Here is a 26,797-nt window from a genome sequence, read left to right on the forward strand (position 1 = left end):
AGTCAGAGGTCGAGCACGAGACGGTCGGAGCAGGACCGGGACACGCAGATGAACATGCAGTCGGCGGCGGACCGCTCCTCGTCGTCGAGGATGGAATCGCGATGATCGGGTTCGCCCGCGAGGACGGTGGTCTCACAGGTTCCGCAGGTGCCCTCACGGCAGGAGGACAGAACGTTGACGCCGGTTGCCTGCACGGCATCGAGCACACTGGCACCCGGTGTCACCGTGACCACCGAGCCGGAACGGGCCAGTTCCACCTCGAAGGGTTCGTCCCGAACCGGTGCGCCATGTTGCTCGGGCACGAACCGTTCCGTGCGCAACTTCCCGGCAGGCCAACCGGCGCAGAGTAATTCGGCGGCTGCGAGGAGAGACGACGGCCCGCAGACGTAAACTTTCGCATCGGTGCCGGACAGCGCGCCGATCCAGGACGGAAGGTCGAGACGACCAACCTCGTCGTGGGGTGCGACGACGACGCGCTCACCGTAGGACTCGAGTTCCTCGAGGAACGCCATCGATCCACGGGTACGTCCACCGTAGAGCAGTTGCCAGTCGATCCCCAGAAGGTCCGCCTGGTGGATCATCGGGATGAGCGGCGTGATACCGATGCCGCCGGCGACGAACAGGTACCTCGGCGCAGGAACCAGCCGGAAGTTGTTGCGGGGACCGCCGGTACCGACGAGATCACCCACTGCGAGCCGATCGTGGATGAAGGCAGACCCTCCTCGTCCGTCCTGCTCGCGCAATACCCCCACCCGATAGGTGTAGGCGTCCCATCGGTCGCCGCACAACGAGTACTGGCGGGTCGCACCCGAGGGCAGCATGACATCGATATGGGCGCCCGGTGCCCAGTCCGGCAACCGTCGGCCCGCCGGGTGCCGCAGCGTCAGCGCGACAACGTCTTGCGCTACGTCCGCTTTCGCGACGACTTGCAGGGTCGCGTCCACCGCGGCACTGGGGGCGATCACATTTTCCGGCATCTGGCACTCCTCGATCTGGCTGTCCGTCGAGGATCATCGACAGCCGGATATCGGCACCACACCACTTTCAATAGTTGAAAGTAAATCTGTCAGCCGGGTCACTACGGTGCGTGAACGGTGTCTGCCATCACTCGCGAGATTCCCCGTGCCGCCGCCTTGAGGGCCGGGATCTGCGCGTAGGCCTGCTCATTGGGCACCACGACCGACAGCGCGGCAAGAACCCGACCGGACGGGTCTCGGATAGGAACCGCGACACCAGTCGTGTTGGGGTAGATGTAACCCGCACACAGGATGTAGCCGTGCTTGCGCACATCGGCCAGCGCGGTTCGCAACTGACGCTCGGTGTGGATCGTCTTGTCGGTGAACACCTTCAACGGCTCGCGCAGAATCCGCTCCTGTAGTTCGGCCGGCCCGTGCGCGAGCAGAACCAGGCCCGACGACGACGCGTGCAGGGGCATGCGACCGGCGATGCGTGTGTAGTTGACCACGGCACCGGGCGCACTGAGTCGCTCGATGAACAGCACCTCGTCGCCCTCGAGCACTCCCAGCTGTGTGTGTTGTCCGACCACCGAGTGCAGGTCTTCCATGAAAGGCATCGCCGCCTCCCTCAGTCCGAGAGTCGGCGATGCCCGGGAGGCCACCTCCCACAGCCGCACCCCGATCCGCACCCGGCGATTCTCCCGCTCGAGCCAGCCGCACCCGACCAGCTCGTCGATCAACCGCGAGGTGGTGGACAGGTGCAAGCCCGATCTGCGAGCTATCTCCGACACCGTCAGCAGGGAATCATCCGAGTGGAACGATTCCACGATCCGCACCGCCCGGGCCAGAACCGACTCACCGGTGTGCACACGCGCCATGTCACCAGTGTGCACCGAGAAGAATCCCGCGGAGGAAACTGCACCACGCCCGGCAGAGCGGCGAGATAGGTTTAGTCTGCACAACCCACACGGATCGAGGGGGCCGCCGTCATGCGCAATCACCGTTCCCACTGTCTGGCCGCACTTCTGACTCTGGTGCTGTGCACCGCGTTTCTCACCGCCTGTGGCTCCACCTCCGCACCGTCCGCGCCCACCAGTGCGCAACCGTCGGCAGGGCCGCAGATCACCGTGGTCCCGGCCGACGGGGTGGCGGCGGTGAAACCGCTCGATCCGGTGTCGGTAGACGCCACGGGTGGCACTCTCGAGTCGGTCAGGATGACCAACGACGAGGGCCGGGTCATCGACGGCATCTTCACCCCGGACCGCGTGTCATGGAAGCCGGGCGTACCCCTCGGCTACGGCAAGACCTACACCCTGGTGATCACCGCGGTCGGCGATGACGGCGCCCGTAGCGATCGAACGAGCACATTCACCACCGTGCGGCCCGGCAACCAGACCAAACCCTCGTTCCTGACGACCGGTGGCAACCTCCTCACCGACGGCGGCACCTTCGGCGTCGGCATCGTGATCGTCACCCATTTCGACGAGCCGATCACCGACCGCGCAGCCGCCGAACGGGCACTGAGCGTCGAAACGACGCCGCCGGTGTCGGGCTCCTGGTATTGGGCCGACGATCAGAATGTGCACTGGCGCCCGCAGAACTATTACGAACCCGGCACGAAAGTCACCGTCCGCGCGAATGTCTACGGAAAACCTCTCGGCGAGGGTCTGTTCGGTCAGGAGGACGCGACCACCTCCTTCACCATCGGAGACGCCCACATTTCCGTGGCCGACGACACCACCAAACAGATCACCGTCAGCGATAACGGCGAGGTGGTCCGCACCATGCCGACGTCGATGGGCATGGGCGGAAGTGAAGTCGTCGGCGGCCAGACCCTGACGTTCTGGACCCAGCCGGGCATCTACACCGTGATCGACAAGGCCAACCCCGTGGTGATGGATTCCTCCACCTATGGGCTGCCGGTGAACTCCCGCCTCGGCTACAAGGAGTCGATCAACTTCGCAACCCGGATCAGCACCGACGGCATCTACCTCCACGAACTCGCGGACACCATCTGGGCTCAGGGCAACACCAACGTCTCGCACGGATGCCTGAACCTCAGCCCCGAGAACGCCCGCTGGTTCTACGACTTCTCCCGCCCCGGCGACATCGTCGAGGTGCGCAACACCGGCGGCGCCCCCCTGGAGCAATGGCAGAACGGTGACTGGAGCGTGCCCTGGGATCAGTGGCTGGCGGGCAGCGCGCTGCGCTGACGCTTCGACGTGGCAGTTCGTGCAGCGCCGCCGGCCGCCGGCGCCTCAGTCGCCGTTTTCGTGCTTTCCGGAGTCGTGTCGCCTGCCGTGCCGGGCTCCGCCGGTGCCTCAGTTTTTCCTTGGCCGGGCTTGAGTTGGTGCAATAACAGGGCGGTACCGCCGGCCGCGGCAACGAGAGGCCACTCCACCACGCCGGTCAGCGCGACCGCCCCCATCGTCACGACGGCTGCTGGAGTGGAATGGCTGCCTCGACGAGCGCCCTCGACTGCCCCCTCCCCGACCCCCTTGACAGTGCCGACGACGCTACCGATCGCGGCACCACCGATCGCACCGAGAGTGGCCGTTGCAGCGTCACCGGCTCCGGAGACCACCCGAACGGTGCTGTGAACGATATTCATGACATTCACCAAGTTTCGCGACAATCCTCATGTCGCTGATCGATCCGAATGGGACGTCCCCTGAGTACCCCGCTCCTGTTTCGGTGAACATGCTGACCGGCAGAAAGATGACTCACTTCCGGATGTCAGGCGGTGATGACTTCGCGGGGAGAGCGCCGCGGCGGATGTCGCCAGGCGCGGGAAGCGGTGCCGGGTCGCGGATGCGTTGGGCGGAGTCCAGCAACCAAGGGATGCTGGTCACCATCACACCGGGCGTATATAGCAATCGGCCCTCGAGGCGTAGTGCGCTCTGATTGTGCAGAAGGTTTTCCCACCAGTGCCCGACGTATTCGGGAATGTAAATGGTGATCACCTTCCGGGGGTTGCGGTTGGCGACGTCGTAGGATCCGCCGCCGCTGGGGTACGCGAAGACCACCTGCCGGTAGGAGAGCACAAACACCGCGAGGAGCACCACCACCGCTGCACCCAGGTACGGCGTGAGGTAGAGGTACGCAAGCCCACCGAGCGACAGGATCAGCAGAATTTCCTGGGTCGCATACGCCACGGACGACAGTGGGTCGGACGCGAAGATCGGCAGCGCTAGCGCTTGGACAGCGACTGCTCGCCGAGGCGTTCGCTGCGCAGCGCACGGCCGAGGACCAGCCGACGGGCCGCGTGTACAGCTTTGGACACTGCCGAAGCGTTCGTCCTCGGCACACGGTTTCGGCGGCGGAGACGCGACATAGGGCAATAAACGGCGTCCCGGCGGCTTCGTGCGTTGTCGCTGCTCTTTTAGCCGAGTGGCTCGATCCGGAAGACGGCGCACTGGGGCGCGGCGGCTTCGAACGCTTCCGGCGACGCATTCTCGACCGTTCCGGCCTTCAAGAACATCGAGACGCCATGAGGCATTCTGGCCGGAAATTCTCGCAGGATCGGTCCCCGCTCGGACACCGGCAGGGCCACGAGCCGCACCTGCTCGCTGTGACGGCCGCGGGTCAACGTTCCACGGCCTGCCGCCTCCGCATTTCTTGCCCAATCCGATCGGGCATATCCGGCGACCACGTACCTCGAGCCGTCTACCTCGTACGGTGACACCGGCGTCGACCGCGGCTTACCGCTCTTTCGCCCGGGAACGGTGAGCGTCGGCATCGGCATGGCGATCCCCAGGTGATGCAGACCGATGATCACCTTGTTGACCCACGGCAGGTACCACGGGGGCTTCACGGTGTCGGGCGAGTGTTCCATGTCGTTCGGCCTCCACTGATGGTGTATCGCGTGGGCAGAAAAGAAAACTGGACGGTTTGGTACTCGCAAGTAGTGCAAGATCAATCGTAACCTGCACGGCGCAATGCAATTCCCGGCGAGGTCGTGTGCTCCACAGCGACCAATAGCGAAGGAAGCTTTCATGGGCGTGCGCGACACAGTCAATGGTGCACTCGCAGTAACGCGCCTCGCATTCGACGCAGCCGCTGCCGTCGCATCCGTTGTCGTTGCCATTCCCATCGCGTTCGCCATCGGCGAGGCCACCACCATGGCGCGGGCCGTCCGCGGTGACATCACCCCCGCCCCGGCCGATCGGTCGGCCGACGGCAGTGCACGTTTGCACAGCGCATCGGACATCGGCCCCGCTCCACTCGTCCTCCGAGGCGGCGCCTACCGCGAGAACCGACCGGCACGCGCCCTCTCCGTTCGGCGAGACAGCTGACTCGTCGTCACTCCTTCGCGCGCTACGGCGTGCAACCCTTGAGTGCCCACAATCGACAGTGCTTGCCTTCTCTGTGAGGACGATCACTATCGAGAGGAGCTCAGGGATGAGTATCGAAGGCAAAGTCGCTCTGGTCACAGGAGCAGGGCAGGGTATCGGGCGGGCAATCGCGTTGCGTTTAGCAGCGGACGGCGCAGACATCGCACTCGTCGATGTCAACGGCGACCGTCTGCACGCGGTGGCCGATGAGATCCGCGCCGTGGGTTCGAAGGCGATATCCGTAGTTGCCGATGTGACCGACCGAAGCCAAGTCCAGTCCGCTGTCGATCAGGCCGAGCACGAATTGGACGGCTTCGACATCATCGTCAACAATGCGGGAATCGCGCAGGTGAATCCCCTCGCAGACGTGCAGCCCGAGGAAGTGTCGCGAATTCTGGCGGTCAACGTCGAGGGCGTGTTGTGGGGTATTCAGGTCGCGGCAGCCAAGTTTCGGGCGCGGGGGCATGGCGGCAAGATCATCAACGCATCGTCGATCGCCGGTCATGAGGGCTTCGCGATGCTCGGCGTCTACTCGGCGACGAAGTTCGCGGTCCGCGGGCTGACGCAGGCGGCGGCCAAGGAGTATGCGGCCGACGGCATCACCGTCAACGCGTACTGTCCCGGTGTCGTCGGTACCGACATGTGGGTCACCATCGACGAGCGGTTCGCGGCCCTCACCGGCGCTCCGAAGGGTGCGACGTTCGAGAAGTTCGTCGGCGGTATCGCTCTCGGGCGTGCCCAGACGCCTGAGGACGTCGCGGCCTACGTCTCCTATCTGGCGGGGCCTGATTCGGACTACATGACCGGGCAGGCGGGCCTGATCGACGGCGGGCTGGTGTACCGCTAGACCACCACCCCTGTGAGTACTTATTAAGAGGTTGTCTCATGTGGGGAGTTTCTTGAAGCAAGTGAGCGCGGCCGCGAGATGGAGGAATCCGGCAAAGTGCTCGGCGCGGCGTTCATAGCGGATGGTCAGGCGTCGGTAGCCGGTGAGCCAGGCGATGGTGCGTTCGATCTTCCACCGGTACCGGCCCAGCCGGTCGTTCCTCTCGATTCCGCGACGAGCGATGCGCGGGACAATGCCCTCTTCGCGCAGCCACCGGCGGTGCTTGTCGTAGTCGTAGCCCTTATCGGCGCGAAGCTTTCCGGGTTTGCGACGGCGCGGCCCACGTCGGGACTTCACCGCCGGGATCGCGCTGACCATCGGTTGCAGCAAGGTGCTGTCGTGGGTGTTCGCCGCGGACACATCGACGACCAGCGGGATTCCATTCGACTCGGACAGGACGTGGATCTTCGACCCCTTCTTGCCGCGATCGACCGGACTCGGCCCGGTCAGCGATCCCCTTTTTTCGCCCGCACGCTCGCGGCGTCCAGGATCGCTGCCGTCCAGTCGAGTTCACCGGCGCTACCGAGCCGGTCGAGCACCTCACGGTGCAGTCTCTCGAACACCCCTGCCGCCGCCCAGACGGTAAATCTTCGGTGCGCGGTAGGAACTGTGACCCCGAACGAGGGCGGCAGATGCCGCCACGCACATCCACTGGTCAGCACGTACACGATCGCGGTGAACACCGCCCGATCATCCACCGGCGCACTGCCACCTCCCTGCGGCCGTGCGGCGAATCGCGGAATCAACGGTTCGACGATCTCCCACAACGCATCCGGCACCAACCGCAGTGACAACCCATCTAACACGCGTCACATTATGCCCCACACGCCACTTCATCCACATGAGACACGCTCTAAGTTAGCTACGGTTGGGAAGCCGCCAAGATTGGCCGCTGCCATCGGCCCCATCACAGGATGATGCTGAGCTTGCCGTGCTCGTACAACGTCTCGTGGTCGAGCACCACGACCCGTCTCCGGATTCGGAACGACTCGCCCTGAGGGACGAGTTCGAACCGATATTTTCCGACGTAGGCGTCAGAGCGCCCGTGCCCGAAGCGGTATGCGATGACATGTGCCGCCACCTCAAGGTAGCTGCCCTGATCAGCCAGGATTTCCACGTTGCTGATCATGCGATTCGTTCGCGACCGAGGGTTCTCGCACCACACCTCACCATTGAGGATTTGCTCGATCCGCTGGCGAAGCCGGGCAGCATCGTCGTCGATGAGCCCGAGCGCGCCGGCCGACTCGTCGCGGACGTCGGTAGCCGGCACCATGTAGCGGATGTCGTCGGTCAGCATCTCGTCGTACCACTCGATCAGACGCCACTCGTCGAGCAGCCGAGCCTCACGGAAAATGAACTGGCTCACCCGGTGCCACAGCCCCACCTGGGCTGCATCGTCGACTGTCAGTACGCTGGTCATTATTTTTCTGCCCCTTGCAACTCGGCCTGGTGAGCGACCTCAAAGTGACCGTCGCCGCCGTGCATCATCCGGTCCCACTGCCGCCAGAATTCGCGGGCAGGAAGCTCGTCGGTCGTCTCGGGGATCTCCTTGTTCATACCGCGTGACAGATCCGAGTAGCGCACCGTGCGGTTGAGATAACCTCGCTGGCACGACTCGACGATCTCGATGTCGTCGGGAGTCGCGAAGCCAGCGGGACCGAGAAACGTGAGGTAGAAACTCTTGCGGAGTTCCCGGATCTCCGGATCTTCGTCCTTGGGGGCCAGCGCAACCGAGGTGATCGACATCCGGTCGGCGCCGATCGGGTCAATCTTGCGAATCGTGATCGCCTGCCCATCGATAATCATCAAGTTGGGGAAGATCAGCAACGCGCGATTGGTGCTGGTGATCCGTTCGGCGTGTTCGGCGCCGAACCGGTCGACGAAACGTGCGGCGGTCGCCTCGATTTTCGGCCGGACCTCGGGACCGAACATCGGCGTCCAGTAGGCGAGCGGGCGGGCTGCGGCCGGCGGCAGCTCGTTGGCTCCATGACCCAGGCCGAGGGCGCGGCCGAAGCCACCTCGTCGTCGTGGTGCCTCCCCCCCGAGCGACTGCATGTAGCCGACGTAGCGCTTGTGCAGTGCACGGAAGTGGTAGATGTCGACGCTGTTCTCCATCATAAGCTTCCAGTTAGCTCGAGCCCCGTGCAGTTGCGCGCCTTGGATCACCTCCATTCCGACCTCGGACTGGTCATCGATCAGATCGAGGTACTCCGTGGCTCCCGCCAGGTACTCGGTCAAGGTGCGCGGCTGCTCCGGATCGAAGGTGAGGAAGACAAAACCGCGGTAACTGCCACTACGGTGCTGCGCCAGGCCGAAGTCCGCCTTCCGAAAGTCCGGCCCGTACCCATCCGGCATCGGGACCCCGACCAGGTCGCCCTGGTTGGAGAACGTCCAGTCGTGATAAGGGCACCGGAACGATTTGGCCTGCCCGGCCGGCTGCGAACAGACCAGAGCCCCGCGGTGAGTGCAGGCGTTGGCAAACACCCGGATCACCCCATCGGACCCGCGCGCCATGACCACCGGGCGCCCGCCGACGTCGCGTGACACGTAGGAACCCGGCTCGGGTACCTCCGATTCGTGCCCGACGTACAACCAGCAGCGATCGAAGATCCTGGCCATCTCCCGGGCGGCCAGGTCGTCGTCGGTGTAGGCGCGGTGATCCACCCGGAACGAGAGGCGGTCGAAATCATCGAATACGATTGGGTCATCCACCGGCCGCTGCAGTTCGATCGTCACTGCTCCCTCTTTTCTTTCTCTTGGAGCGTTCCCGCTTCCGTTGACACCTTCAATGTATTTGAGGGTTTCACACCGGCCAACGACGGAACTCGATTAATTGCATTCATGAAACTCCCCTGAACCAATTGTCTTTCATGAAATTCCCCTGAACCGATGGTGATAGTCGAGAGGCTATGATTAGGTGTTGTTGTTTCGCAACCCTGATCCACGCGACCTCGACCGCGATACCTCAGCCGTTGTGGTCAATCGCTATCCAACGATTGCCCGATTGAACATTCCAACTCAGATGACGAGTCGGACCGCCACTGTCGGCGGTGGCTATCGACGGACAAGACACCGAGGAAGGCGAGGTGGCTATCGCGTGCAAATGCATATTCGGGGCGAACCATCGCCTCGCCGGCTAAGGCCCGCTGCAATGGATACGAACGGATCCAGGTGGCAGTGATGCTGGGTACCAACCAACTCGGTCGGGTGCGGAATCTCCGCACCCGACCGACGAAATATGGCGATGAGAAGCGCGCCGTGATCTTGACCACGTGCGGATGGACATTCACTGTAACCACGCAGCGTGGACTCAATCCTGGGTCAAAGGTGACGCGCACAGTGGTACCGACCTAGGTCGCGGTGATTTAACCTTCAGGTTTCGAGTAACCATCACCACGTCTGCCACCTACCAGACAGGACCCGTAATCCATGTCAAGTCAACGTAGTCCGTGGTTTGCGCTGTACGCGCTGGTCGTCGGGTCCTTCATGATCCTGCTGGATATGACCATTGTCGCAGTGGCCAATCCGGCGATCATGGACGACCTCCACGCCGATATTTCCAATGTAATCTGGGTCACCAGCGCTTACCTGCTCAGCTACGCTGTGCCACTGCTGATCACCGGACGGCTCGGAGACCGGTTCGGCCCCAAGAACATCTATCTGCTCGGTCTCGCCGTCTTCACCGCATCCTCGCTGTGGTGCGCGATGTCTAGCAGCATCGAGATTCTGATTGCAGCGCGCGCCGTCCAAGGTCTCGGTGCGGCGCTGATGACACCGCAGACTATGGCCATCATCACCCGCACCTTCCCGTCGAATAGGCGGGGCGCGGCCATGGGTCTTTGGGGTGGCGTCTCAGGTCTCGCCACGCTCGTCGGCCCGATCCTGGGCGGCTTTCTGGTCGACTCCGAGGGCTGGGAGTGGATCTTCTACATCAATGTGCCGATCGGCGTCATCGCATTCGCCCTTGCCGTGTGGCTGGTGCCGGCCCTGGAAACCCATGAGCACAAGTTCGATCTGGTCGGCATGGCGCTGTCCGCGGCCGGGATGTTTCTACTGGTGTTCGGTATCCAGGAGGGCAATTCCCGCGACTGGGACGGCCTCATCTGGGCGTTGATCATTGCCGGGGTCGTGGTGATGGGCCTGTTTATGTATAACCAGTCCCGAAACTCCGAGGAACCGCTGGTGCCGCTGAGTCTGTTCAAGGATCGCAACTTCGCGATGTCCAACATCGCGCTCGGGGCCGTAAATGCCGCCGTGACAGCCCTGTTCGTGCCATTCTACTTCTACCTCCAACAGGTACAAGACATGTCGTCTACCGGATCGGCACTCGTGCTCGCTCCCATGGCCATCCTGGCGGGGATCCTCGCCCCGGTAGTCGGCAAGCTGTCGGACAGGATGGCGCCGCGTACCCTGCCCACCATCGGCTTCGCTGTGTTCGCTGCGACGATGTTCGGGTTCGCAACACTGATGCGGCCGGATACTCCGATCGTCCTTTTCCTGGTAATCGGCGGGATCGCCGGTGTCGCCAATGCCTGCATCTGGGCTCCGCTAGCCACCAGCGCCACTACCAACCTGCCGATGCAGCTGGCCGGTGCCGGTTCCGGTGTCTATTACGCCACTCGCCAGGTCGCCGCAGTGCTCGGATCCGCTACCGTTGGCGCATTGCTGTCGGCGCGAATCGCGGCCCAGCATCTGCCCACCGACAGCCCAATCGGTGAGGGCATGGCAGATTCGGCGAAGATGTCAGAACCGCTACTCGACAAGCTCAGCACAGCACTCGGCGAAGCCATGTATTTGCCCGCCGTCATCCTGCTGATCGGCCTCATCGCATCCGCCCTGCTGATTGGAGATCGAAGTGCGGCAGAGTCCAAAACGCTGCCGCCCGAGAAGGCAGATATCGCGGTGTAATCCAACTGAGGCTGGCCTTTGAAAAAGCGGTTCAACATGCCACGTTCCAGCTCGTCGAAATCGGTCGGCTTGGTAACGACTGTTGAAGCGCTGGGCTCGCTGAAGGATTTCACTGAACCTTCACTCGGAAAGGTCGGCACCGACCTAAGGGCACCAACAGGTCCGCGAAGTCCTGCTCCGACTGGCCAAATTACTCGATGAGGGCTTCGCGGAAACCACCTTTCACATGTGGTGATTAGACTCGTCTCGAGAGCGTTAAACGGCCAGTTCAGCAACCGATTACGACGGATGCCGGGCCCCACTCCGCGGACAGCAATCCAGGAATTGTGGGGCCCTGTCACGGACGAGACAGGACAACTGCTGCTCGCGCCGTCATATACAGAGAGTTAACGTACCGATGAGGATCCTCATAGCTCCCGTTACGATCACTCCGACGAAGCCGCTGACTCCGACGCATATAAAGGGGTTTCTCTGGGTTGACGTCCTACGGAAGGCAACCAGCTTGTTACACGCGGAGGTGGACTGCATATGGAATCCCCGAACGCCGAACCTCAGCGGTCAAACGATTGGATTCTGGAACTTCCTCGACCAGAGCCACGCCGCCAAGAATTTCTCACAACTGGACGAGATAGAAATCGGGTCCTTGTATGTGGATTACCATGCGTCGGGTATCAATACGCCGGTAGCAGCACAGGACCGCTATCGAAGTGCAATCGAAGAAGACGGCTGGATTCACCCAGCCACTGCTCGGATGGTCGAGTTATGGTGTCGACAGCTCGACACTCTCGGCATCAAGAACCCCGGTCTCCGGTGGGATCAGCGGCATCTTTCATCTGTCAACGAGATCGTCGGAATTCTGCAATCGGAAAAGCTGTGTCTAGATCATCGATCCATCGGCGGTCCGGTCTATCTGGATGGCACACGATGGGGTGTTCCATTGAGGATCGTGGTCGGCACCGACGGGCATCCCAATTATGTGATCACTGCGTTGCGCGATATTATTCCGATTGTCCGCAAATATGACCATGTAGTCCTTGTGCACGACGATGAAATCACGCCAGATTTTGTACTCCTGCAAAAGGTGATCACACACTTTGGTGTGACTGTGTCCAGGTTGCCACTCGGCCGAGTTCCAGTGGGTGGTCAGGTTCAATCGAGTCGGCGCGGCGGCTGGACGGGGTCGACGCTCGGTGAACTGTCGGCGGAAGTGCTCGGATCCGTGCCGCTCGACGAGTACAGGCTCGGGATGCGACTTTACTTCACGGCCGTGTTGGGGCGTGGTGTCGGCGCGTCTCTGGATCGGGCAGTTCTTTATAGAACAATGTCGCGCGCCCGCAGACTCCTCAGGTCGTCGAATGCGGATGCGATCGACGCGGCGTGTTACGTGGCAGGTCATACGTCAGTCTACGGGTGGGTCGATCCTTACCGACTGACATCGTCACTGTTGGGGCGGAATGCCCCGTCTACGCGGCTACTGGACGCAGTTTATCTGTAGATTTGTTATGAGTTCATTTGGAGTGGAAGTATGAAGACAGAGGTTTCGCAGCGCCGAGCGCACATCATTGCGCGCGCCGAGCATGAAAAGTCAGTGCTGCTATCGGTCATGGGAAAGGCGCCCCAAGTGCAGGCGAACCTTCTTCTCGAAATACTTCGCCGCAATGCGGATTCCAGCTTCGGCCACTCTCATCGTTTTCCGTCACTCCGAGGAATAGACGATTTTCGAGCCGCAGTTCCGGTGCGCGTTCACGAAGACTTCAGACCGTGGCTGGAGGCGGCGATAGCCGGAGAGCCTGGCGTGCTGGCCGATGAGGATCCGTTTGCGTATTTTTCAAGCAGCGGAACCACAGGCGTCGAAAAGCGCATCCCGGTCACGAAGTCGTATTTGAAGGAAAGCTTCCTCCCTTTCTACTTCGCCGGACTCTCAACGATCCTGAAGAGAGCCCCGGGCGCCTTGCGTGACGACAATTCCGTTCTCAACCTGTGGCAGGACCCGTTTTCCCCGATCGACCGCACCTCTGGCGGCCATCCGCATATAGGACCAAGTCAGATCGACTACAAGAGCCTCGGCGAGGATATCGCTGTCGGCCTGGGCAATCGCGCCGCGTGGAGCAATCTGCCAGATATTTTCGCCGATGAAAATCCGCTACGCCGGACCTACCTTCGTTTGCGGATAGCGGCAGAGCATGATATCCGCTGCGTGTTCGCGATAAATCCAGCCATTGCCCATGCCCTCCCCGAAGAACTGGCACAGTGGTGGCCAGAAATCGCGAAGGAAATTCACGACGGCACCCTGGGCGGCCAACCGTACAGTTCACCGAATCCGGAGCGAGCGAACCAGATCGAAGCCTTAGCTCGATGGTTCGGGACGGTCCGGCCTACTCACCTCTGGCCGAACCTGCGCAGCCTTGTCGTCTGGACGAGCTACATCGGCAGCCTGTACCTACCAGGTCTGGCACAGGACTTCGGTCCGGACGTAGAGGTCCTGTCTGCCCCGCTCGGATCCTGCGAGGGACCCTTGACGACGCCGATCGACCGTCACCCGACAGCTGCGCCTCTTGTGACACCCTCCGCCTTCTACGAATTCATCCCCGCGGATGACGCCATCTCCCCAGACAGCCCTACGCTGCTGGCCCACGAACTGGAAGTCGGCAATGACTACCACGTCGTCCTCACCAGGCTGGGAGGAATTCACCGGTGTGCTACCCGCGACATCATGCGGGTGGTCGACTACATCGGTACTACCCCGCGGCTCGAATACGGTGGGCGGCAGGGCGATCTCGTGGCAGGCACATCGAGGCTCCGCGAAGACCAGGTGGTCCGCGCTGTCCGCCGGACCGCTATCGAAGCCGGAATGCCGATCCACAATCTCTGCCTCAGGCTCAACGACGGCGGCGCCGCCCCGACTGCGGGTTACGAAATCGCCGTGGCGTTTCGGTCCTCCATTGACCAGCCCGACACTCACCGGTTCGAGCGTCTGCTCGACATCCATCTCAGCACCGAATGTAGCTCCTACGCTGCTGCGCGGCGCAACGACGAACTCGACAGCATCCGGCTCCGATCCGCACCTGCCTCCCTCTTCTTCGACAGATGGACCGACAGGGTCCGCGCGGGTCAACGTCCACCACGAGTGAAGGACAGGGTCTTCGACGACAACCCGTCTATCTGGTCGGCGTTGGCATGACCGCGTATACCAACGAGGATGAGGTCCCCTGCCGTGGTGACTACACCGAGGACGCTCGGCATCGAAGGCTCGCCTGGCTTCGTCAACAGTCCGGCGCCCCGTTGCTTTCGCTGCAGGAGTCCCGAATCGAGGCCAAGACGCTGAGAGGCAACCTCGAGAATTTTGTCGCCTCCATCGAGGTACCGGTTGGACTCGCAGGGCCGATGCTCTTCCGAGGAGGAGCTGTCCAAGGCATGGTCGCGGCCCCGCTCGCGACGACTGAAGGCGCGCTGGTCGCCTCAGTGACCCGCGGCGCCCGGGCGATCACCCGCGCCGGCGGGGTCTCCACCCACGTCATATGGCAGCGAATGGTGCGCGCTCCCGTGTTCGAGTTCAACGGAATCTCGCAGGCCGCGGAATTCGCGCTATGGGTATCCGCTCAACGGGTACCGCTGGCCGCCGAAGTGCTTGCTGTGTCACAGCACTCGAATCTGGTCGACGTGGATCCGGTGCAGTTGGGGCGAGTCGTACACGTGCGGCTTGTTTACGAGACCGGCGATGCGGCTGGGCAGAACATGACCACGATCGCGACCTGGCGGGCATGTCAGTGGCTGCAGGATCGCCTGTCCGAACCGGGTCTGCCTGCGCCGGTGTGGTTCGCAATCGAAGGCAATCTCAGCGGAGACAAGAAGCTATCGGTCTTGAACAGGATCGGCGGGCGTGGATCGCGGGTGGTTGCGGAATGCCTAATCGACCATGACACTCTCCGACACGTTCTGAAGACGACGGCGCGGTCAATCGACAAGACGTGGCGTGCGGCCGAGCACGCCGCACAATTCGGCGGGATGTCCCTCGCGGATGTCGACGTCGCAAACGTCGTCGCCGCGATGTTCCTGACGACCGGTCAAGATGTCGCCTGCGTCCACGAATCCAGCGCCGCGATGTTTACCACCGAAGAACGCGAAGAGGGCCTGCTGACCACCCTGGTTATGCCGAATCTGGTCGTCGGCACGGTAGGCGGAGGCACCCGCCTACCGCAGCAGAATGACTATCTGGCCGCGATGGGCTGTGTCGGTGAGGGAAGCTCGCGTCGGCTGGCGGAGATCATCTGCGGGTTCGCGCTCGCCCTCGACGTGTCGACCGCGGCCGCAATCGCGGCCGGTCATTTTGCTGACGCTCACGAACGTCTGGGTCGGCCCAATCGTGTCGACTGGCTTCGCCCGGATTCCATCAACGCTGAACTGCTGACACCTCTCCTCGCCGAGCGGTTCGAACAACCCACGTTGGTTATCGATGAGCTCGTCGTTCTCGGCGACGAGGTCAGATCGAGCCTGCTCACCGAGGCTGTCGGTGCCGCCGAGAATCGGAAACTCACCGGCCTCGTGCCGCTTCGTATCGCCTACTCGGTCCCCGGCGCAGACATGACCGTGGTGGACCTGATGTTGAAGGTCAAGCCGCTCGACAGCGAGGTGATCATCGAAGTAGGGAAGATCGCTTCACTCCTCGGTGGTGATGTGGCCGAGCAGTATTCGCAGTGGCGCCAGAGCACTGGTTTCAAGGACACGCACACTCGCGAACTCGCTGTGTATCGAAACGCGAACAAAGCAATGCTGCAGGTGATGCCCGAGCTCTACGGCCTAGCGGAGGACCCATCCCGCGAAATCTATGCGGTTCTGTTGGAACGCCTGGGAACCGACGTGATCTTGGCCGACAGCAGGCGTCCGTCCGAAGACTGGAAACCACACCACCTGCACTCGGCTATCGAGGGGATCGCGTCCGTCCACGCAGCGTGGCTGGGACGCGAAGAAGAGTTGATTTCAGCCGGCTGGCTGGGAGAGATTCAAACGGCACACCGGGCAGGACTCATGCGGCCCCTATGGAAGGCCCTGATCGAGCACAACAGCGAGGTGTACCCGGCGTGGATCGCCGCGGATGATTCGAGGCGGCTCACCGAGATTGTCGACACGATTCCGCACTGGTGGCCACAGATCGAACAGGCGCCACGGACTCTCGTGCACGGGGACTTCAATCCGCGAAACATCGCCCTGCGCGCCGCAGATCTGTCCCTTGTCGCCTACGACTGGGAGTTGGCGACGCTGCATTTGCCCCAGCGCGACCTTGTGGAACTCATGGCTTTTGTCCTGACACCAGAGGCTACGGCCGACGAAGTAGTCGAGCTGGTCGAGCGACATCGGCATGCAGTCGGATACGACGTCGACACTGGGGTCGACTCATGGTTCGAGGGTTACCGACTGGCGCTCTGGGACTTCACGACCACGAGACTGCAGCTGTACATGATGGCAAACACACATCAGGAACTGCCGTTCCTGGACGAAGTTGTTCGGACCTCCATGCATCTTCTCGCCCTGGAGGCCCAGTCGTGATGCCGCGTCTCGAACCGCCGGTCGTAGCACTCGTGGGTATTGATGGCTCAGGCAAGTCCACCGTCCTGAGTCTCATCGGCGACCGAGTCCCCACGTGCGTGACCTTGTCATCGATGCGCAACCACGACGTTGCGGATGCGCCGTTGCGTGACTTATCCGAAGCTCTGGATAGGTTACGTACGAAGGCTCATTCGCTGAACAGCTCTAGACTTGTCCTCGCGACCATGTTTCTTCAGATGTGCATGTTCGGCCCTACCGAACGGTTTTTCTCTGGAGCGACCTCGCCCGCCTTCGTACTGGCGGATCGCCACCCAGTAGTCGATGCCGCAGTCCATCTACCCACATTTAAGAAGATCATCGACAGCGATGAGGCGCACAATTCGACTCCTGATCTTCGCACCGTTCTCGGACCTAAAGACGCGAAGCTGGTAGTCCGCTGGTTGGAAGCGCAAGGAAGACGGCTCGGTGAGGCATGGAGTATCGACGACCTCTGCGAGTATTTGCTTTCTCTGACCAGCATTCCGGACAGTGTGCTCCTGGAAAACCTGGCGGTCATGCTGCAGACACCCCTGCCTCAACTCATCATATGGCTCGACATCGATATTGACGTTGCCACGGACCGACTGGCCGGCCGATCCGGTCTACGCGAGATTCACGAGAGTCGCAACCACCTGACCAGGATCCGCGCCAGGTATCAATATGTACTGAATACCCTGCCGCCAGAGGTGCAGGTTTTCCCGATCGCCGTCGACGAGCGCTCCCCAGACCAAGTTGCCGACTCGATTATGACCGCCGTAACAGAGAGGCAGAGCCATGTACTCGCAGGAGTTTCTGCAGAGTGAAGCCGAGCGCCGAGCTCAATGGACCCAGAAGTGCGGGGAAATTGCTCCCAGCAACGACTTCTGCGCTGTAGCCGTCGTATCAAGGTTTAATCCTACCGAATTTGTGGAATCGAGTTACGGCTTTACCGCCGGCATACCGCCGGAGATACGTACGAAGTGGTGCGCCAACTATACGCGAACCTTTTACCTTGCCGGGGATCCGGGCAATATTTCCGCCCGCTTCCCGCCAGCCTATATTTCCACCGACGGGTCCGTCGCGTGGTATGGCCCGGACATCATCGCGGCGACAACGAACCTGCGGAAGCTATTGCGACCACTAGTAGGCACATCCGAGATAGTAAACACCGTCGAAGTAGTTCGATCGGACAACAATGAAACGTTGTCCCCTTCCGCCGCAGTACTGGCCGTCGAGATGAATGAGACAACCGCCGAGCGATACTTAATCCATTCGAATCATATCGTCTCAGAGGCGCTGACAATGGGGCTTTTGGATGGCACGGATTCTATCAAACTCAGGCTCGTCGACAGGATCGATTCCGAGGAGGGTCCGTACGATTACCTTAGAATCGCAGCGGATTACGATCGGCCCGAACTTCTTCGTTGCTACGCTGCTCTGAAGCTGAGTCCGCAGCATCGGGTGTTCGCAAATTCCATCACGGTCGATATCGGATCTGCGGAGTTGAGGTCATCTGCGGTCGCCGCACGGGAGGGGCGATAGGGGTGGAGGCGCCAAGCGGCGACATCCTATAGCGAGGCCAACCGACGGCGCTATGGTCGCGTTAAGTGCAGCCGTACGTAGTCGCTCCGCTGAAATTTACGCCGGGCTCGATGGTACCGGTGTCGTCGTTTCCCCCTGTGTTCCACATGTCATGCATCGGGTTGTCTCCCTTCTCAATAACGTCAATTGCGTAGTACAGCGGGACTGCACTACGCGATTTACTGGGTTCTTTCCGTGTCGGGGCTGCGCGGTCACGGCGATCTCGAGGATCGCGCCGTCGAAGTCGGTGGATTCGACATCGCAGACCACCGCCCGGCCGGGCCGCAGCATCGCCTGCGCCCACTGGCGGGGACTGAGCGCATGCGGCACCTGCCCCACTCGCGGGCTCGGCGCTGGTGACTCGGGTGCGGTCATGGTGGCCATCGTGACCGCACCCTCCGACACACTCAGCCGCACACCGGCGCCAACAGCATCACCAGCTGGCATCGGCCTTACCGGCCTCACTGGGCGAGCTTCGCGTCGAGCCATCCGTCGACGAAGGCGGTCATGATCTTCCGGCCGCTCCCGTCGACGACGGCCAACCCGCATGGACTGAGCAATTCCCACAGCATGAGACCTCCTCGTGTTGGTGTTCTCAGACGCGAACGGCTGCGGGAAGAACGCAAGGTCGAGCAGGAACTCGACGCCACCCAGTACTTCCAAAGCCGAAGCAACTGGCCGACGGGCGCCGCAACCGGGCCGACCACCCAACGGTCCGTGCCCACACCCGCCGAGCGGCAACAGCAGCCGCCACCGGACTGGTCGTTCGCGCCGCTCAGCGGCGCAGCGCGGCCGCGGAAATCGGAAGGCCCGCCGCCGCAAGGCGGTCACACACATCAGCCGGGGTCCCGGGTGGATGACGCCAGGCCGCGGCCGTCGCGCTGACCGCTTGATGGTCCCGCACCCCGTCGAGGTGGAACAGATCCATCACGAACTCGTCCGGATACTTGGCCTCGATGCCGAACTACGCCAGCTCCGCATCGGGGAAGTCCCGCAGGTTCGCAGAGACGATCACCTACGACCCGGCGCGGATCGCCGCGGCCAGCACATGGCGGTCGTCCTCATCCGGCAGCGTGAGCGCGGGGATGAGTGTCTCGTAGCCGGTGACCAGGGGAGTCCCGAACCGCCGGCGTTCATCAGCTCCCGCAGCTTCGTCAACGTCGCTGTCGGGATGTCCGGGCGATCCTCGGCCAAGTTCTCGAACGTCTCGCCGGAGGATGCGATCCGTCCACCGGGCATGCACCAGGCCGGTCTGCGCTAGCCGAATCAGCACGTCTCGTAACACATTCTCACCGGCCTGCTGCAGAAGCTGGCCACCGCAAAAGATCAGGACGAGATCAAACGACGCTGACCGCCTACGAGCGGAAAATCTGCTCCCGAACCGCTGTCCCCATCGCTCGGTGCACGTCGTCATCGGAACAAAACACGTTCCGGCGCAGGATGCGTTTCGCTTATGTGTGCACACATCGCGATGTGAGGTATCGGGGCATCTCGGACGGACATGCCGCCTTCCTGTTGCCATCACGATCAACGCGTAAACAATTCGATCAACCCCTTGATTAAATGAAAATGGTCTGGCATAGTTGTGCTTCGGGTCACATTCGACCATCTGTTCAGTTTGGTCCGTTTCCGCACGCCGGTACCCTGCGCCACGTGTCATCAACCATCGAAGGGCATCAAATGTTGAGTGCAACAACACCATTCAGCTGGAACAAGGAAAACTGGGCCCCTCTCACCGAAATGGCCGACGGCTTCGACGAGTACCTACCTGACCTCAGCAGGGCGCTCGACGGCCGGGAGATCGTGCTCGACGCTCGATACGTCGACAGCGGTAACTCGTTCACCCTCTCCCAGAAGTTCTCCAATTCTGCAGTCGAGTGGGCTGTGATCGAGAACGGCACCGAAACCGCGCACGGCAGCGACAGCTACGAGCTGTTCGAGATGCAGCCCGGACTGTTTTACCTTCACTACCTGCGTGCCGGAGAGGATCACCCCGTCGCGCTCAGCGCCGCAATCGATACCGTCAGCGGGCAGGTCACCGGAGCGGTCGGGGAGCTCGGACTCGACCCGAACCCGGCAGCCGCTCGGCAGAGCTGGTTCCAGGGCCAAATTGCGGGATCCGGTGCCGTCCCGGAAGCGGCGCATATCGCCACAGACGAACTGATCGGACGCCGCGTTCGTTACGCATACAGCAGCGAGGACGTCTACGACCACGTCTATCTGAACGAGAACATCTTTACGTGGCTGTGCGTCGGCGGTACCGAGCTCGGTGTCGGTGACACCGAACATTGCACCTACTACAAGCTGCGTGAGAACACGTACCTGTTCTCTTGGCTCGAGAAGAACCTCGGTGTCGAAGGCATGGTGCTCATCGACCTGGCTGCGCACCGCACCGTCGGCATCCAATTCGCCCTCGATCAATACAGCGGAGAACTGGTCAACCTCACGATGGGCTCGTACGCGCAGGAATTCGAGCGCACGCCGGCGATCGACGCTGCACGGCCCGGCCCCTCGACCAAGTAGCTCGAGCCGTACGCATTCTGCCGAACACCACCTACTCGATCCTGCACCACCCGCCCACCCCGGAGACGCCCCATGTCCACCACGCCACCCATATCTTCGAGCGCAGCACCCCAGCCCGGTTTCACCGAACGATCCGGATTGCGTCCGGGCACGTTGGGCGTCGGGGCCATCATCTTCTTCGTGGTCGCGGCCGTGGCGCCCATGGCCGCGATCATCGGGGCCTCGCCGGTCGTGTTCTCCGCCAACGGAGCAACGGCCCCACTGGTTTATCTGCTTGCCGCTGCCCTGTTCGTAATCTTCTCCTCCGGGTACGTCGCCATGAGTCGGCACATACGTAACGCCGGTGGATTCGTGGCCTACATCGCACACGGATTGGGCCCGCGCGTGGCCACAACAGGTGCAGGATTGGCCATCCTGTTCTACGGCAGCCTGCAATCGGCACTGTGGTCGCAGTTCTCGGTATTCGCCAACGCACTGATTGCAGACAAGCTCGGAGTCGACATTCCACCGCTGGTCATCGTCTTCGTGGTGCTGGCGGTCGTAACTACTCTGACCGTTCTCGGTGTCGACCTCAGCCTCAAAGTTCTCGGCGTTCTGGTCGCCCTCGAAATCGCGGTGCTCGTCGTCCTCGACGCTACGATCATCTTCGGCGGAGGCGGATCGTCGGGCAACTCACTGGCTGCCTTCGATCCTTCAGCGCTGGTCGGCCCAGGTCTCGGAGTAGCTTTCCTGTTCGCGTTCGCGTGCTTCACCGGTTTCGAGGCGACAGTGGTGTTCTCCGAGGAGGCCAAGAACCCCCGTCGCACTATTCCTCGGGCCGTCTACGGATCCATCGCCTTCATCGGCCTGTTCTACGCCCTGACCGTCTGGGCGCTCGGCAATTCGGTCGGATCGGATTCGGTACAGGCTGCGGCCACCGACGACCCTGCCGGATTCGTCTTCGCCATTGCCGAGAAGGAAGTCGGCCCCTGGCTCGCGACCTCCCTCGAAGTTCTCGTCGTCACCAGTTTCGTTGCGATGCTCATCGGATTTCAGAACATGTTCGCTCGCTACCTGTACGCGCTGAGCCGAGCGGGAGTCCTGCCCGCTCGATTGGGTACCGTCACCGCCAAGTCCGGAACACCCGCTACCGCTGCGCTCTGCGTAGGTGTGTTCATTGCCGTCGTCGTCGCCGGCTTCGGAATGGCCGGTGCAGATCCGATCACGGTCACCTTCAGCTGGCTCCTCTCGCTGGGCACCGTGGCTCTGATCGTGATCCTGATCCTCACGTCCATAGCGATCATCGCGTTCTTCCTCCGGAACAAGCTCGAAACGAACCTGTGGACGACGAAGATCGCACCAGTACTGTCGGTCGCCGGCTTCGGCTCCGTGGCATACATCGCGATCACCAACTACGACGTCCTGCTCGGTGGCCAAGGCGGGGTAGCTCAATGGCTGCTGTTGTTGATCCCCGCGGTTTCGATAGCTGGGTTCGCTTGGGCCACGCTGCGCCCCGCAGTCAACTACGAAGCGGAATTGGTCTGATCTTCATCGCGTCAACCCTGAATGATCGGATCAGAACATGAATCTGGGCCTGAATGACCGAGTCGCGCTGATCACGGGAGGCGCGTCCGGGATCGGCCGCGCTGTCACCGAAGCGCTCACGCGGGAGGGGGCCCGAGTTGTCATCGTCGACCGAGATGCGGCAGGGCAACAGGTAGCGGACGAGTTACGCGCTGCGGGGCACGAAGCGGTATTCGTCCGGGCTGACATCACGGACGAGACAGACGTGGCATCTGTTGTTCGCTACACCCTCGAGACCTACGGCAGTCTCGACACCGTGTGCGGATGCGCAGGAATATCGGGCCCGGTGGGCCGCAGGGTCGACGAAATCGACGCCGCAGACTGGGATCAGGTCCAGTCGGTGAACGTCCGGGGAAATTTTTTACTGGCCAATCACACCGTGGCAGCACTGTCCGCCAGCGACATCGGCACACTGGTGTTCGTGGCCTCGGACTCGGCGTTCATTGCGTTCGAGGGAATGACACCGTACAGCGTGTCCAAAGCCGCGCTGGTGATGCTCGCAAGATCTCTGTCGGTCGACCACCCGCGCATGCGGGTCAACGCCGTATGTCCGGGCATCGTCGACACTCCGATGTCGCGCGCCGACCTCGATGCCGCGGAGGGTTTCGACATCGCATCGTTCCCGGTGGTGTCCGCCGATCAGATTGCTCGTCACGTTTTGTTTCTCGCGTCTCCGATCAGCGAACCTGCCAATGGAACCAGCCCGATCGTCGATTTCGGAATGCACTGCAGAGCCGCGATCGGAACCCTCGATTTCGGATCGTCGTGACCGGCCGACTCGCCGCGTCGGCGGATCACTGCTCGTACCCAGAATCACTCCCATCGAACTCCACTCGAGAACATCATCTCTCACGACGAATACGGCGACTCGATTGGATATCTACACACCAATGCCACGATCTGGACGGCCGACGCAGATCGACCTACCGCCACGAGCATGCTGGTCCGCGGTGGCGTGATTCGCCTCTATCGACCCGACAACCGAGCAACTGACCGGTGACGAGTAGGTCGTGGACCACGGCGGTGCTTTCCTGATGTCGGGGCTTCGGGGACGTGCACAATCACCACCTACTGGCCGTTCCGGCTTGGCGAATTGCAACTCGACGGCAACGCCGATCTCGACGCGGTGCTCGCATCCATTGCCGCCTGGTCCGAACAACTCGACGAGGACGCCTGGGTGGTGGGCGGCAGATGGGGAAGCCATCTGCTCGACGAGGTGGCATCCCTCGACGCAAGCACTGGCTGGGCGTTGCAGCCGGCGGTCGAGCGGTGATGCTCAGAGACGACAGTTGTCACAACCGGTGGCTCAGCACACGAGCCATGTCCCTGGCGGGACTCGGCATGGGCACAGACGATCCCGACGGTGGCCGCATCGCGCGAGACGTGGCAACCTCATAGCCGGTGGGCGTACTGGTCGAGGCCGCTCTTATCCTGGTCGAGGCCGCTCTTATCCCCGTCGAACGCGCCTATGCCGCACCACATGCGGACTCGACCGATCTCCACGCGGCAAGCTGCACCCACGCCATCGAGACCCTGCAGAGTTTCGGAATCCGCGGTGTCCGTCGCCACAGTCGCGGGTATCGCGTCGGCGCTGATCGCCACCTGGATCGGCGAGACACCACGCCGACGGGCAATTCTCGCCGCCGGCTACGTAGTGATGGCAACGAGCGACGAGCGTGCTCCTTCTCCTGGGTGGCCCGTCACTAGTCCAGTTCGTCACCGCTGCAATCGTATTCAATTTCGCCTGGACGTTAATCCAGCCTTATCTTCTCTCGACCCTGTCCAGGGTAGGAAGCGGCGGCCAGGTCATGAACACCGTGAACCTCATGATCGGAGGCGGATTCGCACTGGGACCTTTCATCGCCGGTGTATTCATCGATTCATCCGGGTTCGGCGGAATACTGATCTTCTCCGCCGTCTGCTTGATTGCCTCGTTCGCCTTCATCGCAGCAGCGACCTCCGGACGACGACAAGTTCTGTAGAGCCACGCGAAGAACCCACGCCCAGTGGCGGTGGCAGCCGACACCGGCTGTCACCGCACAACAGTTTTCGAAACCTGCGATACCAATCAGGACGGATCGACGGACTGCAGGGTGTCGACGAATGGGGCAGTGCCTGGATCGACGGCCTGTAGTCCGCCGTCGATTGGAATGACCGCTGCGTTTACATAAGACGCTGCCGGGGACACAAGCCAGGCGATGGTGGCCGCGACCTCGGACGCGTGCGCCGGACGGTACAACGGCACAAGCGCAGTAGCGATTCGGTAGGCCTGTTCGGGGTCGATCTTTCTGGCCTCGGCATATTCGGCCATCTCCGCGTCCGCCATTTCGGTGCGCGTCCAGCCTGGGCAGACAACGTTGGCCCGGACCCCTTGCGGGCCGTAGTCGACCGCCACCGACTGCACGAGCATCGTCAAAGCTGCTTTGGTGGCGTTGTAGCCTGCGGTCCCGGCCGACGCACGTAGCGCGCTCACCGACGAGACACCGACAACTGATCCGCGGCTGCGGATCAGGTGGGGCAGGGCGTGGTGCAGCAATCGGTAGGGGGCAGTGAGGTTGGTGTCCACCACCGACGCCCAATCCTGCTCCGACAATTCCGCAACCGGGCCGGGCCGCACGATACCGGCGTTGAGGACCACGGCGTCAAAGCGGCCGAACTGGTTGGCAGTGCCCTCGACCAGCCGCCGTGTCGCATCGGGGTCGGTGATGTCGACGATTGCCGGATGCGCGCCGGTCGCATGTGCAACCTGATCCAACTGCTCGCGGCGGCGGCCGCAGATCACTACCGTCCACCCGAGCGCACGAAGAGCCTCACAGGTCGCTGCACCAATGCCGCTGCCACCGCCCGTGATCAGGACGACCGGGCTAGTGTGCCGAGTGTCAGAAAATGTCATCTCGCGTCTCTTCTTGTGGATTCTCGAACCAATGTCGGCCTACAGCGCGGTTCGGCTGCGCCGGGAGTGCCGGGAGTGCCGGAGGGAAGAATCCGTGTGCACCGGAGTCGTAACCGCTTCGTCTCGGCGCTGACGTAGCTCGTGTTCCAGTCGCGCCAACTTGAACGTTTGGTCTAATGTGACCATTTGTACGAGAATGCACTACTCCCACGCAATAATCAATGCTTTGATCGTAAGTCGGACTTGGAGCTGTGTGCGGTTGCTAGCCCGATTCCAACCAGTAGAGGCGATGTCGATATGGTCGATTACGGCGTAACCGAGTCGCGGTACGGTAAGGGCCGCGATGCCCTCCTCGACGCAGCCATTCGCGCGGTCGCTGATGACGGACTTCGTCGCCTCACCTATCGGCGGGTCGCGTCCGAGGCCGGTGTCGGCCACACGTTGGTTGCACACCACTTCGGCTCGATCGACACACTCGTAGAGCAGGCGCTGCAACGTTCTTTCGCGCGAAGTGTGGCAACGATCAGTACCCGGCCCGGTAGCGGTGATCTGAACGCCCTGTTCGCAGGTCTGTCGACATTCGCAGAAGTAGACGCGGTAGATCAGGCTTTTCAATTCGAGCTGATGCTGGAGTCGCGGCGACGTCCCGGACTCAGGCCCCACGTGCGGCGAGTGCGCGATGCCTACGTCGATGCCATCGGCACGGAACTGACGCTGGCCGGCCTCGAGCCTGACCCGGCCTTGAGCCACCTCATCTACTCAGCAGCCGAAGGTCTGATACTCGAACAGATCACCGGCGACGATCGGGAACCGACCGACGCTGCACTGAACCATCTCCGAGGACTACTGCGGCGAACTGCCCGTCCCACTGAAGGTACTGACACCGAATGTATGAGACTGCAGGGGTTGTGAGGCACCGCATGAGGAAACAGCTTCGGGCCACCGGTGAGATCGAGGCGCGTGTGAGACCACGACGTGGGTAACATCGGCAGGATTGAACCCGTAAGAGGCGATCTGCACGTCAACCCTGTCGCTATGGCGAAAATCCATTCCGAAAGCATCCGCGACCGCGCCGTAGACGGCCGTGGGGTGTCTTCAGCTGCCGTCGGATCGAGCCAGTGCGGAACAAGACCAAAGGGTTTCGACGCTGGGCCAGACCCGCCATTCAAAGGGCGCTTCGGTCGGGTACCGCACCGTCACGAATTCATCCAGACGGCGCAGGCTGCCGGTAACTCGGTCTTACCCGTCAAGCCACGAACCGTCAGGTAACCCTGACGGCATGGCGCCCGCCAGGGTAGTCGCCGAGGATCGGGGAATACGACCAATCTTGATATACAGGGTTACCAGTAGCAAGTGCAGTGTCCGGGTAGCGCAGGCCAATTTGGCGCAGCGCGATGATGTCGATGTCTGCGCGGCCACTCCCCAATGCTGCGGGGCGTCCACCTCCGTGCTTGTCATGTACGTGCCTCCAGACGTTCTGGGGGACTGATCGATCGCTGAAGCGGCAAGCACCTGGTCAAAGCCGTGGTACATAGTCCGTTTCTCTAACACACAGTCCATTGAGTTCAGTATGGGACTCGCTTCACGCGAT

25 protein-coding genes and 1 pseudogene are annotated in these 26,797 nt (G+C 62.1%); 16 read left to right on the plus strand and 10 right to left on the minus strand.

Annotation, left to right across the window (positions count from 1 at the left end; genetic code table 11):
* Positions 1–2: 2 nt before the first annotated feature.
* Together CBI38_RS28995 and CBI38_RS29000 are read right to left on the minus strand one after the other, a co-directional pair.
* Positions 3–977, minus strand: a complete 975-nt coding sequence (locus CBI38_RS28995) for a PDR/VanB family oxidoreductase (protein ID WP_109334391.1) — start codon at positions 975–977, stop codon at positions 3–5.
* 101 nt (positions 978–1,078) lie between these two features.
* Complete coding sequence (locus CBI38_RS29000; protein ID WP_109334393.1) at positions 1,079–1,834, minus strand: IclR family transcriptional regulator; 756 nt, start codon at positions 1,832–1,834, stop codon at positions 1,079–1,081.
* A 111-nt stretch (positions 1,835–1,945) separates the two neighbouring features.
* On the opposite strand from CBI38_RS29000, the gene CBI38_RS29005 reads away from it, so the two are divergent.
* Positions 1,946–3,169, plus strand: a complete 1,224-nt coding sequence (locus tag CBI38_RS29005) for a L,D-transpeptidase (RefSeq protein ID WP_109334395.1) — start codon at positions 1,946–1,948, stop codon at positions 3,167–3,169.
* Here the strand turns inward: CBI38_RS29005 and CBI38_RS38565 are convergent.
* The 3 genes and pseudogenes from CBI38_RS38565 to CBI38_RS29020 form a co-directional block, all read right to left on the minus strand.
* A complete protein-coding gene (locus CBI38_RS38565) occupies positions 3,139–3,567 on the minus strand; it encodes a hypothetical protein (protein WP_204164841.1) in 429 nt (142 codons plus the stop codon). The two genes, CBI38_RS29005 and CBI38_RS38565, sit on opposite strands and share 31 nt — an antisense overlap.
* 361 nt (positions 3,568–3,928) lie before the next feature.
* A pseudogene (locus CBI38_RS29015) lies at positions 3,929–4,239 on the minus strand (DNA-binding protein); the annotation flags it as partial.
* Between the two features lie 99 nt (positions 4,240–4,338).
* Complete coding sequence (locus CBI38_RS29020; protein WP_109334397.1) at positions 4,339–4,791, minus strand: nitroreductase family deazaflavin-dependent oxidoreductase; 453 nt, start codon at positions 4,789–4,791, stop codon at positions 4,339–4,341.
* 160 nt (positions 4,792–4,951) lie between these two features.
* Between CBI38_RS29020 and CBI38_RS29025 the strand changes: the two genes are divergently transcribed.
* A complete protein-coding gene (locus tag CBI38_RS29025; protein WP_109334399.1) occupies positions 4,952–5,251 on the plus strand; it encodes a hypothetical protein in 300 nt (99 codons plus the stop codon).
* Between the two features lie 106 nt (positions 5,252–5,357).
* A complete protein-coding gene (locus tag CBI38_RS29030; RefSeq protein ID WP_109334401.1) occupies positions 5,358–6,137 on the plus strand; it encodes an acetoin reductase in 780 nt (259 codons plus the stop codon).
* Positions 6,138–6,173: 36 nt separating this feature from the next.
* Here CBI38_RS29030 and CBI38_RS29035 read toward each other — a convergent pair.
* The 3 genes from CBI38_RS29035 to CBI38_RS29045 all read right to left on the minus strand — a co-directional run bounded on the left by CBI38_RS29035 (position 6,174) and on the right by CBI38_RS29045 (position 8,912).
* Positions 6,174–6,982, minus strand: a protein-coding gene (locus tag CBI38_RS29035; RefSeq protein WP_230989911.1) for an IS5 family transposase whose coding sequence is annotated in 2 segments (ribosomal slippage) — positions 6,174–6,625 and positions 6,625–6,982 — 810 coding nt in all. Because the reading frame shifts where the segments join, the coding sequence is not laid out codon by codon here.
* Positions 6,983–7,083: 101 nt separating this feature from the next.
* Positions 7,084–7,596, minus strand: a complete 513-nt coding sequence (locus CBI38_RS29040; protein WP_109334403.1) for an aromatic-ring-hydroxylating dioxygenase subunit beta — start codon at positions 7,594–7,596, stop codon at positions 7,084–7,086.
* The gene (locus CBI38_RS29045) at positions 7,596–8,912 is read right to left on the minus strand and encodes an aromatic ring-hydroxylating oxygenase subunit alpha (protein ID WP_204164842.1); all 1,317 of its coding nucleotides are present in this window, start codon (positions 8,910–8,912) and stop codon (positions 7,596–7,598) included. Before CBI38_RS29045 ends, CBI38_RS29040 begins: the two co-directional genes overlap by 1 nt.
* Before the next feature lie 693 nt (positions 8,913–9,605).
* On the opposite strand from CBI38_RS29045, the gene CBI38_RS29050 reads away from it, so the two are divergent.
* The 6 genes from CBI38_RS29050 to CBI38_RS29075 all read left to right on the plus strand — a co-directional run bounded on the left by CBI38_RS29050 (position 9,606) and on the right by CBI38_RS29075 (position 18,188).
* Positions 9,606–11,084 (plus strand): DHA2 family efflux MFS transporter permease subunit, encoded by a 1,479-nt coding sequence (locus tag CBI38_RS29050; protein WP_109334405.1) that lies wholly within the window; start codon positions 9,606–9,608, stop codon positions 11,082–11,084.
* Positions 11,085–11,586: 502 nt separating this feature from the next.
* A complete protein-coding gene (locus CBI38_RS29055; protein WP_162603300.1) occupies positions 11,587–12,579 on the plus strand; it encodes a hypothetical protein in 993 nt (330 codons plus the stop codon).
* Between the two features lie 30 nt (positions 12,580–12,609).
* Entirely contained in the window at positions 12,610–14,265 is a 1,656-nt protein-coding gene (locus CBI38_RS29060; RefSeq protein ID WP_109334408.1) for a GH3 family acyl-acid amido synthetase, read from the plus strand.
* Positions 14,262–16,628, plus strand: a complete 2,367-nt coding sequence (locus tag CBI38_RS29065) for a phosphotransferase (RefSeq protein ID WP_109334410.1) — start codon at positions 14,262–14,264, stop codon at positions 16,626–16,628. The genes CBI38_RS29060 and CBI38_RS29065 overlap by 4 nt, the downstream gene beginning before the upstream one ends.
* Positions 16,625–17,470 (plus strand): nucleoside/nucleotide kinase family protein, encoded by an 846-nt coding sequence (locus CBI38_RS29070; RefSeq protein WP_109334412.1) that lies wholly within the window; start codon positions 16,625–16,627, stop codon positions 17,468–17,470. Before CBI38_RS29065 ends, CBI38_RS29070 begins: the two co-directional genes overlap by 4 nt.
* Positions 17,442–18,188: a DUF6182 family protein gene (locus CBI38_RS29075; protein ID WP_162603301.1), complete on the plus strand. Its 747-nt coding sequence runs from the start codon at positions 17,442–17,444 to the stop codon at positions 18,186–18,188. The genes CBI38_RS29070 and CBI38_RS29075 overlap by 29 nt, the downstream gene beginning before the upstream one ends.
* A gap of 814 nt (positions 18,189–19,002) precedes the next feature.
* On the opposite strand, the gene CBI38_RS40965 is transcribed toward CBI38_RS29075, so the two are convergent.
* The gene (locus tag CBI38_RS40965) at positions 19,003–19,155 is read right to left on the minus strand and encodes a VapC50 family PIN domain-containing toxin (protein ID WP_472515501.1); all 153 of its coding nucleotides are present in this window, start codon (positions 19,153–19,155) and stop codon (positions 19,003–19,005) included.
* Between CBI38_RS40965 and CBI38_RS38015 the strand changes: the two genes are divergently transcribed.
* The 6 genes from CBI38_RS38015 (at position 19,120) to CBI38_RS38570 (ending at position 24,295) form a co-directional block, all read left to right on the plus strand.
* A complete protein-coding gene (locus CBI38_RS38015) occupies positions 19,120–19,488 on the plus strand; it encodes a hypothetical protein (RefSeq protein ID WP_204164843.1) in 369 nt (122 codons plus the stop codon). The genes CBI38_RS40965 and CBI38_RS38015 overlap by 36 nt on opposite strands.
* 419 nt (positions 19,489–19,907) lie before the next feature.
* Complete coding sequence (locus tag CBI38_RS29090; RefSeq protein WP_109334418.1) at positions 19,908–20,750, plus strand: MoaF C-terminal domain-containing protein; 843 nt, start codon at positions 19,908–19,910, stop codon at positions 20,748–20,750.
* Positions 20,751–20,822: 72 nt separating this feature from the next.
* Positions 20,823–22,274 carry an APC family permease gene (locus CBI38_RS29095; RefSeq protein WP_109334419.1) on the plus strand — a complete coding sequence of 484 codons (1,452 nt, stop codon included), beginning with the start codon at positions 20,823–20,825 and terminating at the stop codon, positions 22,272–22,274.
* 37 nt (positions 22,275–22,311) lie between these two features.
* Entirely contained in the window at positions 22,312–23,082 is a 771-nt protein-coding gene (locus CBI38_RS29100) for an SDR family NAD(P)-dependent oxidoreductase (RefSeq protein WP_109334421.1), read from the plus strand.
* 324 nt (positions 23,083–23,406) lie between these two features.
* Positions 23,407–23,586, plus strand: a complete 180-nt coding sequence (locus CBI38_RS29105) for a hypothetical protein (RefSeq protein WP_109334423.1) — start codon at positions 23,407–23,409, stop codon at positions 23,584–23,586.
* 403 nt (positions 23,587–23,989) lie between these two features.
* The gene (locus tag CBI38_RS38570) at positions 23,990–24,295 is read left to right on the plus strand and encodes a hypothetical protein (RefSeq protein ID WP_109334427.1); all 306 of its coding nucleotides are present in this window, start codon (positions 23,990–23,992) and stop codon (positions 24,293–24,295) included.
* 86 nt (positions 24,296–24,381) lie between these two features.
* On the opposite strand, the gene CBI38_RS29120 is transcribed toward CBI38_RS38570, so the two are convergent.
* Positions 24,382–25,206 carry an SDR family NAD(P)-dependent oxidoreductase gene (locus tag CBI38_RS29120; protein WP_109334429.1) on the minus strand — a complete coding sequence of 275 codons (825 nt, stop codon included), beginning with the start codon at positions 25,204–25,206 and terminating at the stop codon, positions 24,382–24,384.
* Between the two features lie 297 nt (positions 25,207–25,503).
* Here CBI38_RS29120 and CBI38_RS29125 point away from each other — a divergent pair, with 297 nt between their 5' ends.
* Positions 25,504–26,118: a TetR/AcrR family transcriptional regulator gene (locus CBI38_RS29125; RefSeq protein ID WP_109334431.1), complete on the plus strand. Its 615-nt coding sequence runs from the start codon at positions 25,504–25,506 to the stop codon at positions 26,116–26,118.
* Positions 26,119–26,797 lie beyond the last annotated feature (679 nt).

Origin of the sequence: Rhodococcus oxybenzonivorans, from assembly GCF_003130705.1 — a bacterium.
GTDB classification, from domain to species: Bacteria; Actinomycetota; Actinomycetes; order Mycobacteriales; family Mycobacteriaceae; genus Rhodococcus_F; species Rhodococcus_F oxybenzonivorans.

Coding starts and splice junctions, on each gene's coding strand:
- CBI38_RS29060 (WP_109334408.1), top strand. CDS start 12,610: ATGAAGACAGAGGTTTCGCAGCGCCGAGCGCACATCATTGCGCGCGCC.
- CBI38_RS29020 (WP_109334397.1), bottom strand. CDS start 4,791: ATGGAACACTCGCCCGACACCGTGAAGCCCCCGTGGTACCTGCCGTGG.
- CBI38_RS29120 (WP_109334429.1), bottom strand. CDS start 25,206: ATGACATTTTCTGACACTCGGCACACTAGCCCGGTCGTCCTGATCACG.
- CBI38_RS38015 (WP_204164843.1), top strand. CDS start 19,120: ATGGTCCCGCACCCCGTCGAGGTGGAACAGATCCATCACGAACTCGTC.
- CBI38_RS29075 (WP_162603301.1), top strand. CDS start 17,442: ATGTACTCGCAGGAGTTTCTGCAGAGTGAAGCCGAGCGCCGAGCTCAA.
- CBI38_RS29040 (WP_109334403.1), bottom strand. CDS start 7,596: ATGACCAGCGTACTGACAGTCGACGATGCAGCCCAGGTGGGGCTGTGG.
- CBI38_RS29000 (WP_109334393.1), bottom strand. CDS start 1,834: ATGGCGCGTGTGCACACCGGTGAGTCGGTTCTGGCCCGGGCGGTGCGG.
- CBI38_RS29005 (WP_109334395.1), top strand. CDS start 1,946: ATGCGCAATCACCGTTCCCACTGTCTGGCCGCACTTCTGACTCTGGTG.
- CBI38_RS29065 (WP_109334410.1), top strand. CDS start 14,262: ATGACCGCGTATACCAACGAGGATGAGGTCCCCTGCCGTGGTGACTAC.
- CBI38_RS40965 (WP_472515501.1), bottom strand. CDS start 19,155: ATGGATCTGTTCCACCTCGACGGGGTGCGGGACCATCAAGCGGTCAGC.
- CBI38_RS29030 (WP_109334401.1), top strand. CDS start 5,358: ATGAGTATCGAAGGCAAAGTCGCTCTGGTCACAGGAGCAGGGCAGGGT.
- CBI38_RS28995 (WP_109334391.1), bottom strand. CDS start 977: ATGCCGGAAAATGTGATCGCCCCCAGTGCCGCGGTGGACGCGACCCTG.
- CBI38_RS29025 (WP_109334399.1), top strand. CDS start 4,952: ATGGGCGTGCGCGACACAGTCAATGGTGCACTCGCAGTAACGCGCCTC.
- CBI38_RS29090 (WP_109334418.1), top strand. CDS start 19,908: ATGTTGAGTGCAACAACACCATTCAGCTGGAACAAGGAAAACTGGGCC.
- CBI38_RS29100 (WP_109334421.1), top strand. CDS start 22,312: ATGAATCTGGGCCTGAATGACCGAGTCGCGCTGATCACGGGAGGCGCG.
- CBI38_RS29125 (WP_109334431.1), top strand. CDS start 25,504: ATGGTCGATTACGGCGTAACCGAGTCGCGGTACGGTAAGGGCCGCGAT.
- CBI38_RS38565 (WP_204164841.1), bottom strand. CDS start 3,567: ATGAATATCGTTCACAGCACCGTTCGGGTGGTCTCCGGAGCCGGTGAC.
- CBI38_RS29095 (WP_109334419.1), top strand. CDS start 20,823: ATGTCCACCACGCCACCCATATCTTCGAGCGCAGCACCCCAGCCCGGT.
- CBI38_RS29050 (WP_109334405.1), top strand. CDS start 9,606: ATGTCAAGTCAACGTAGTCCGTGGTTTGCGCTGTACGCGCTGGTCGTC.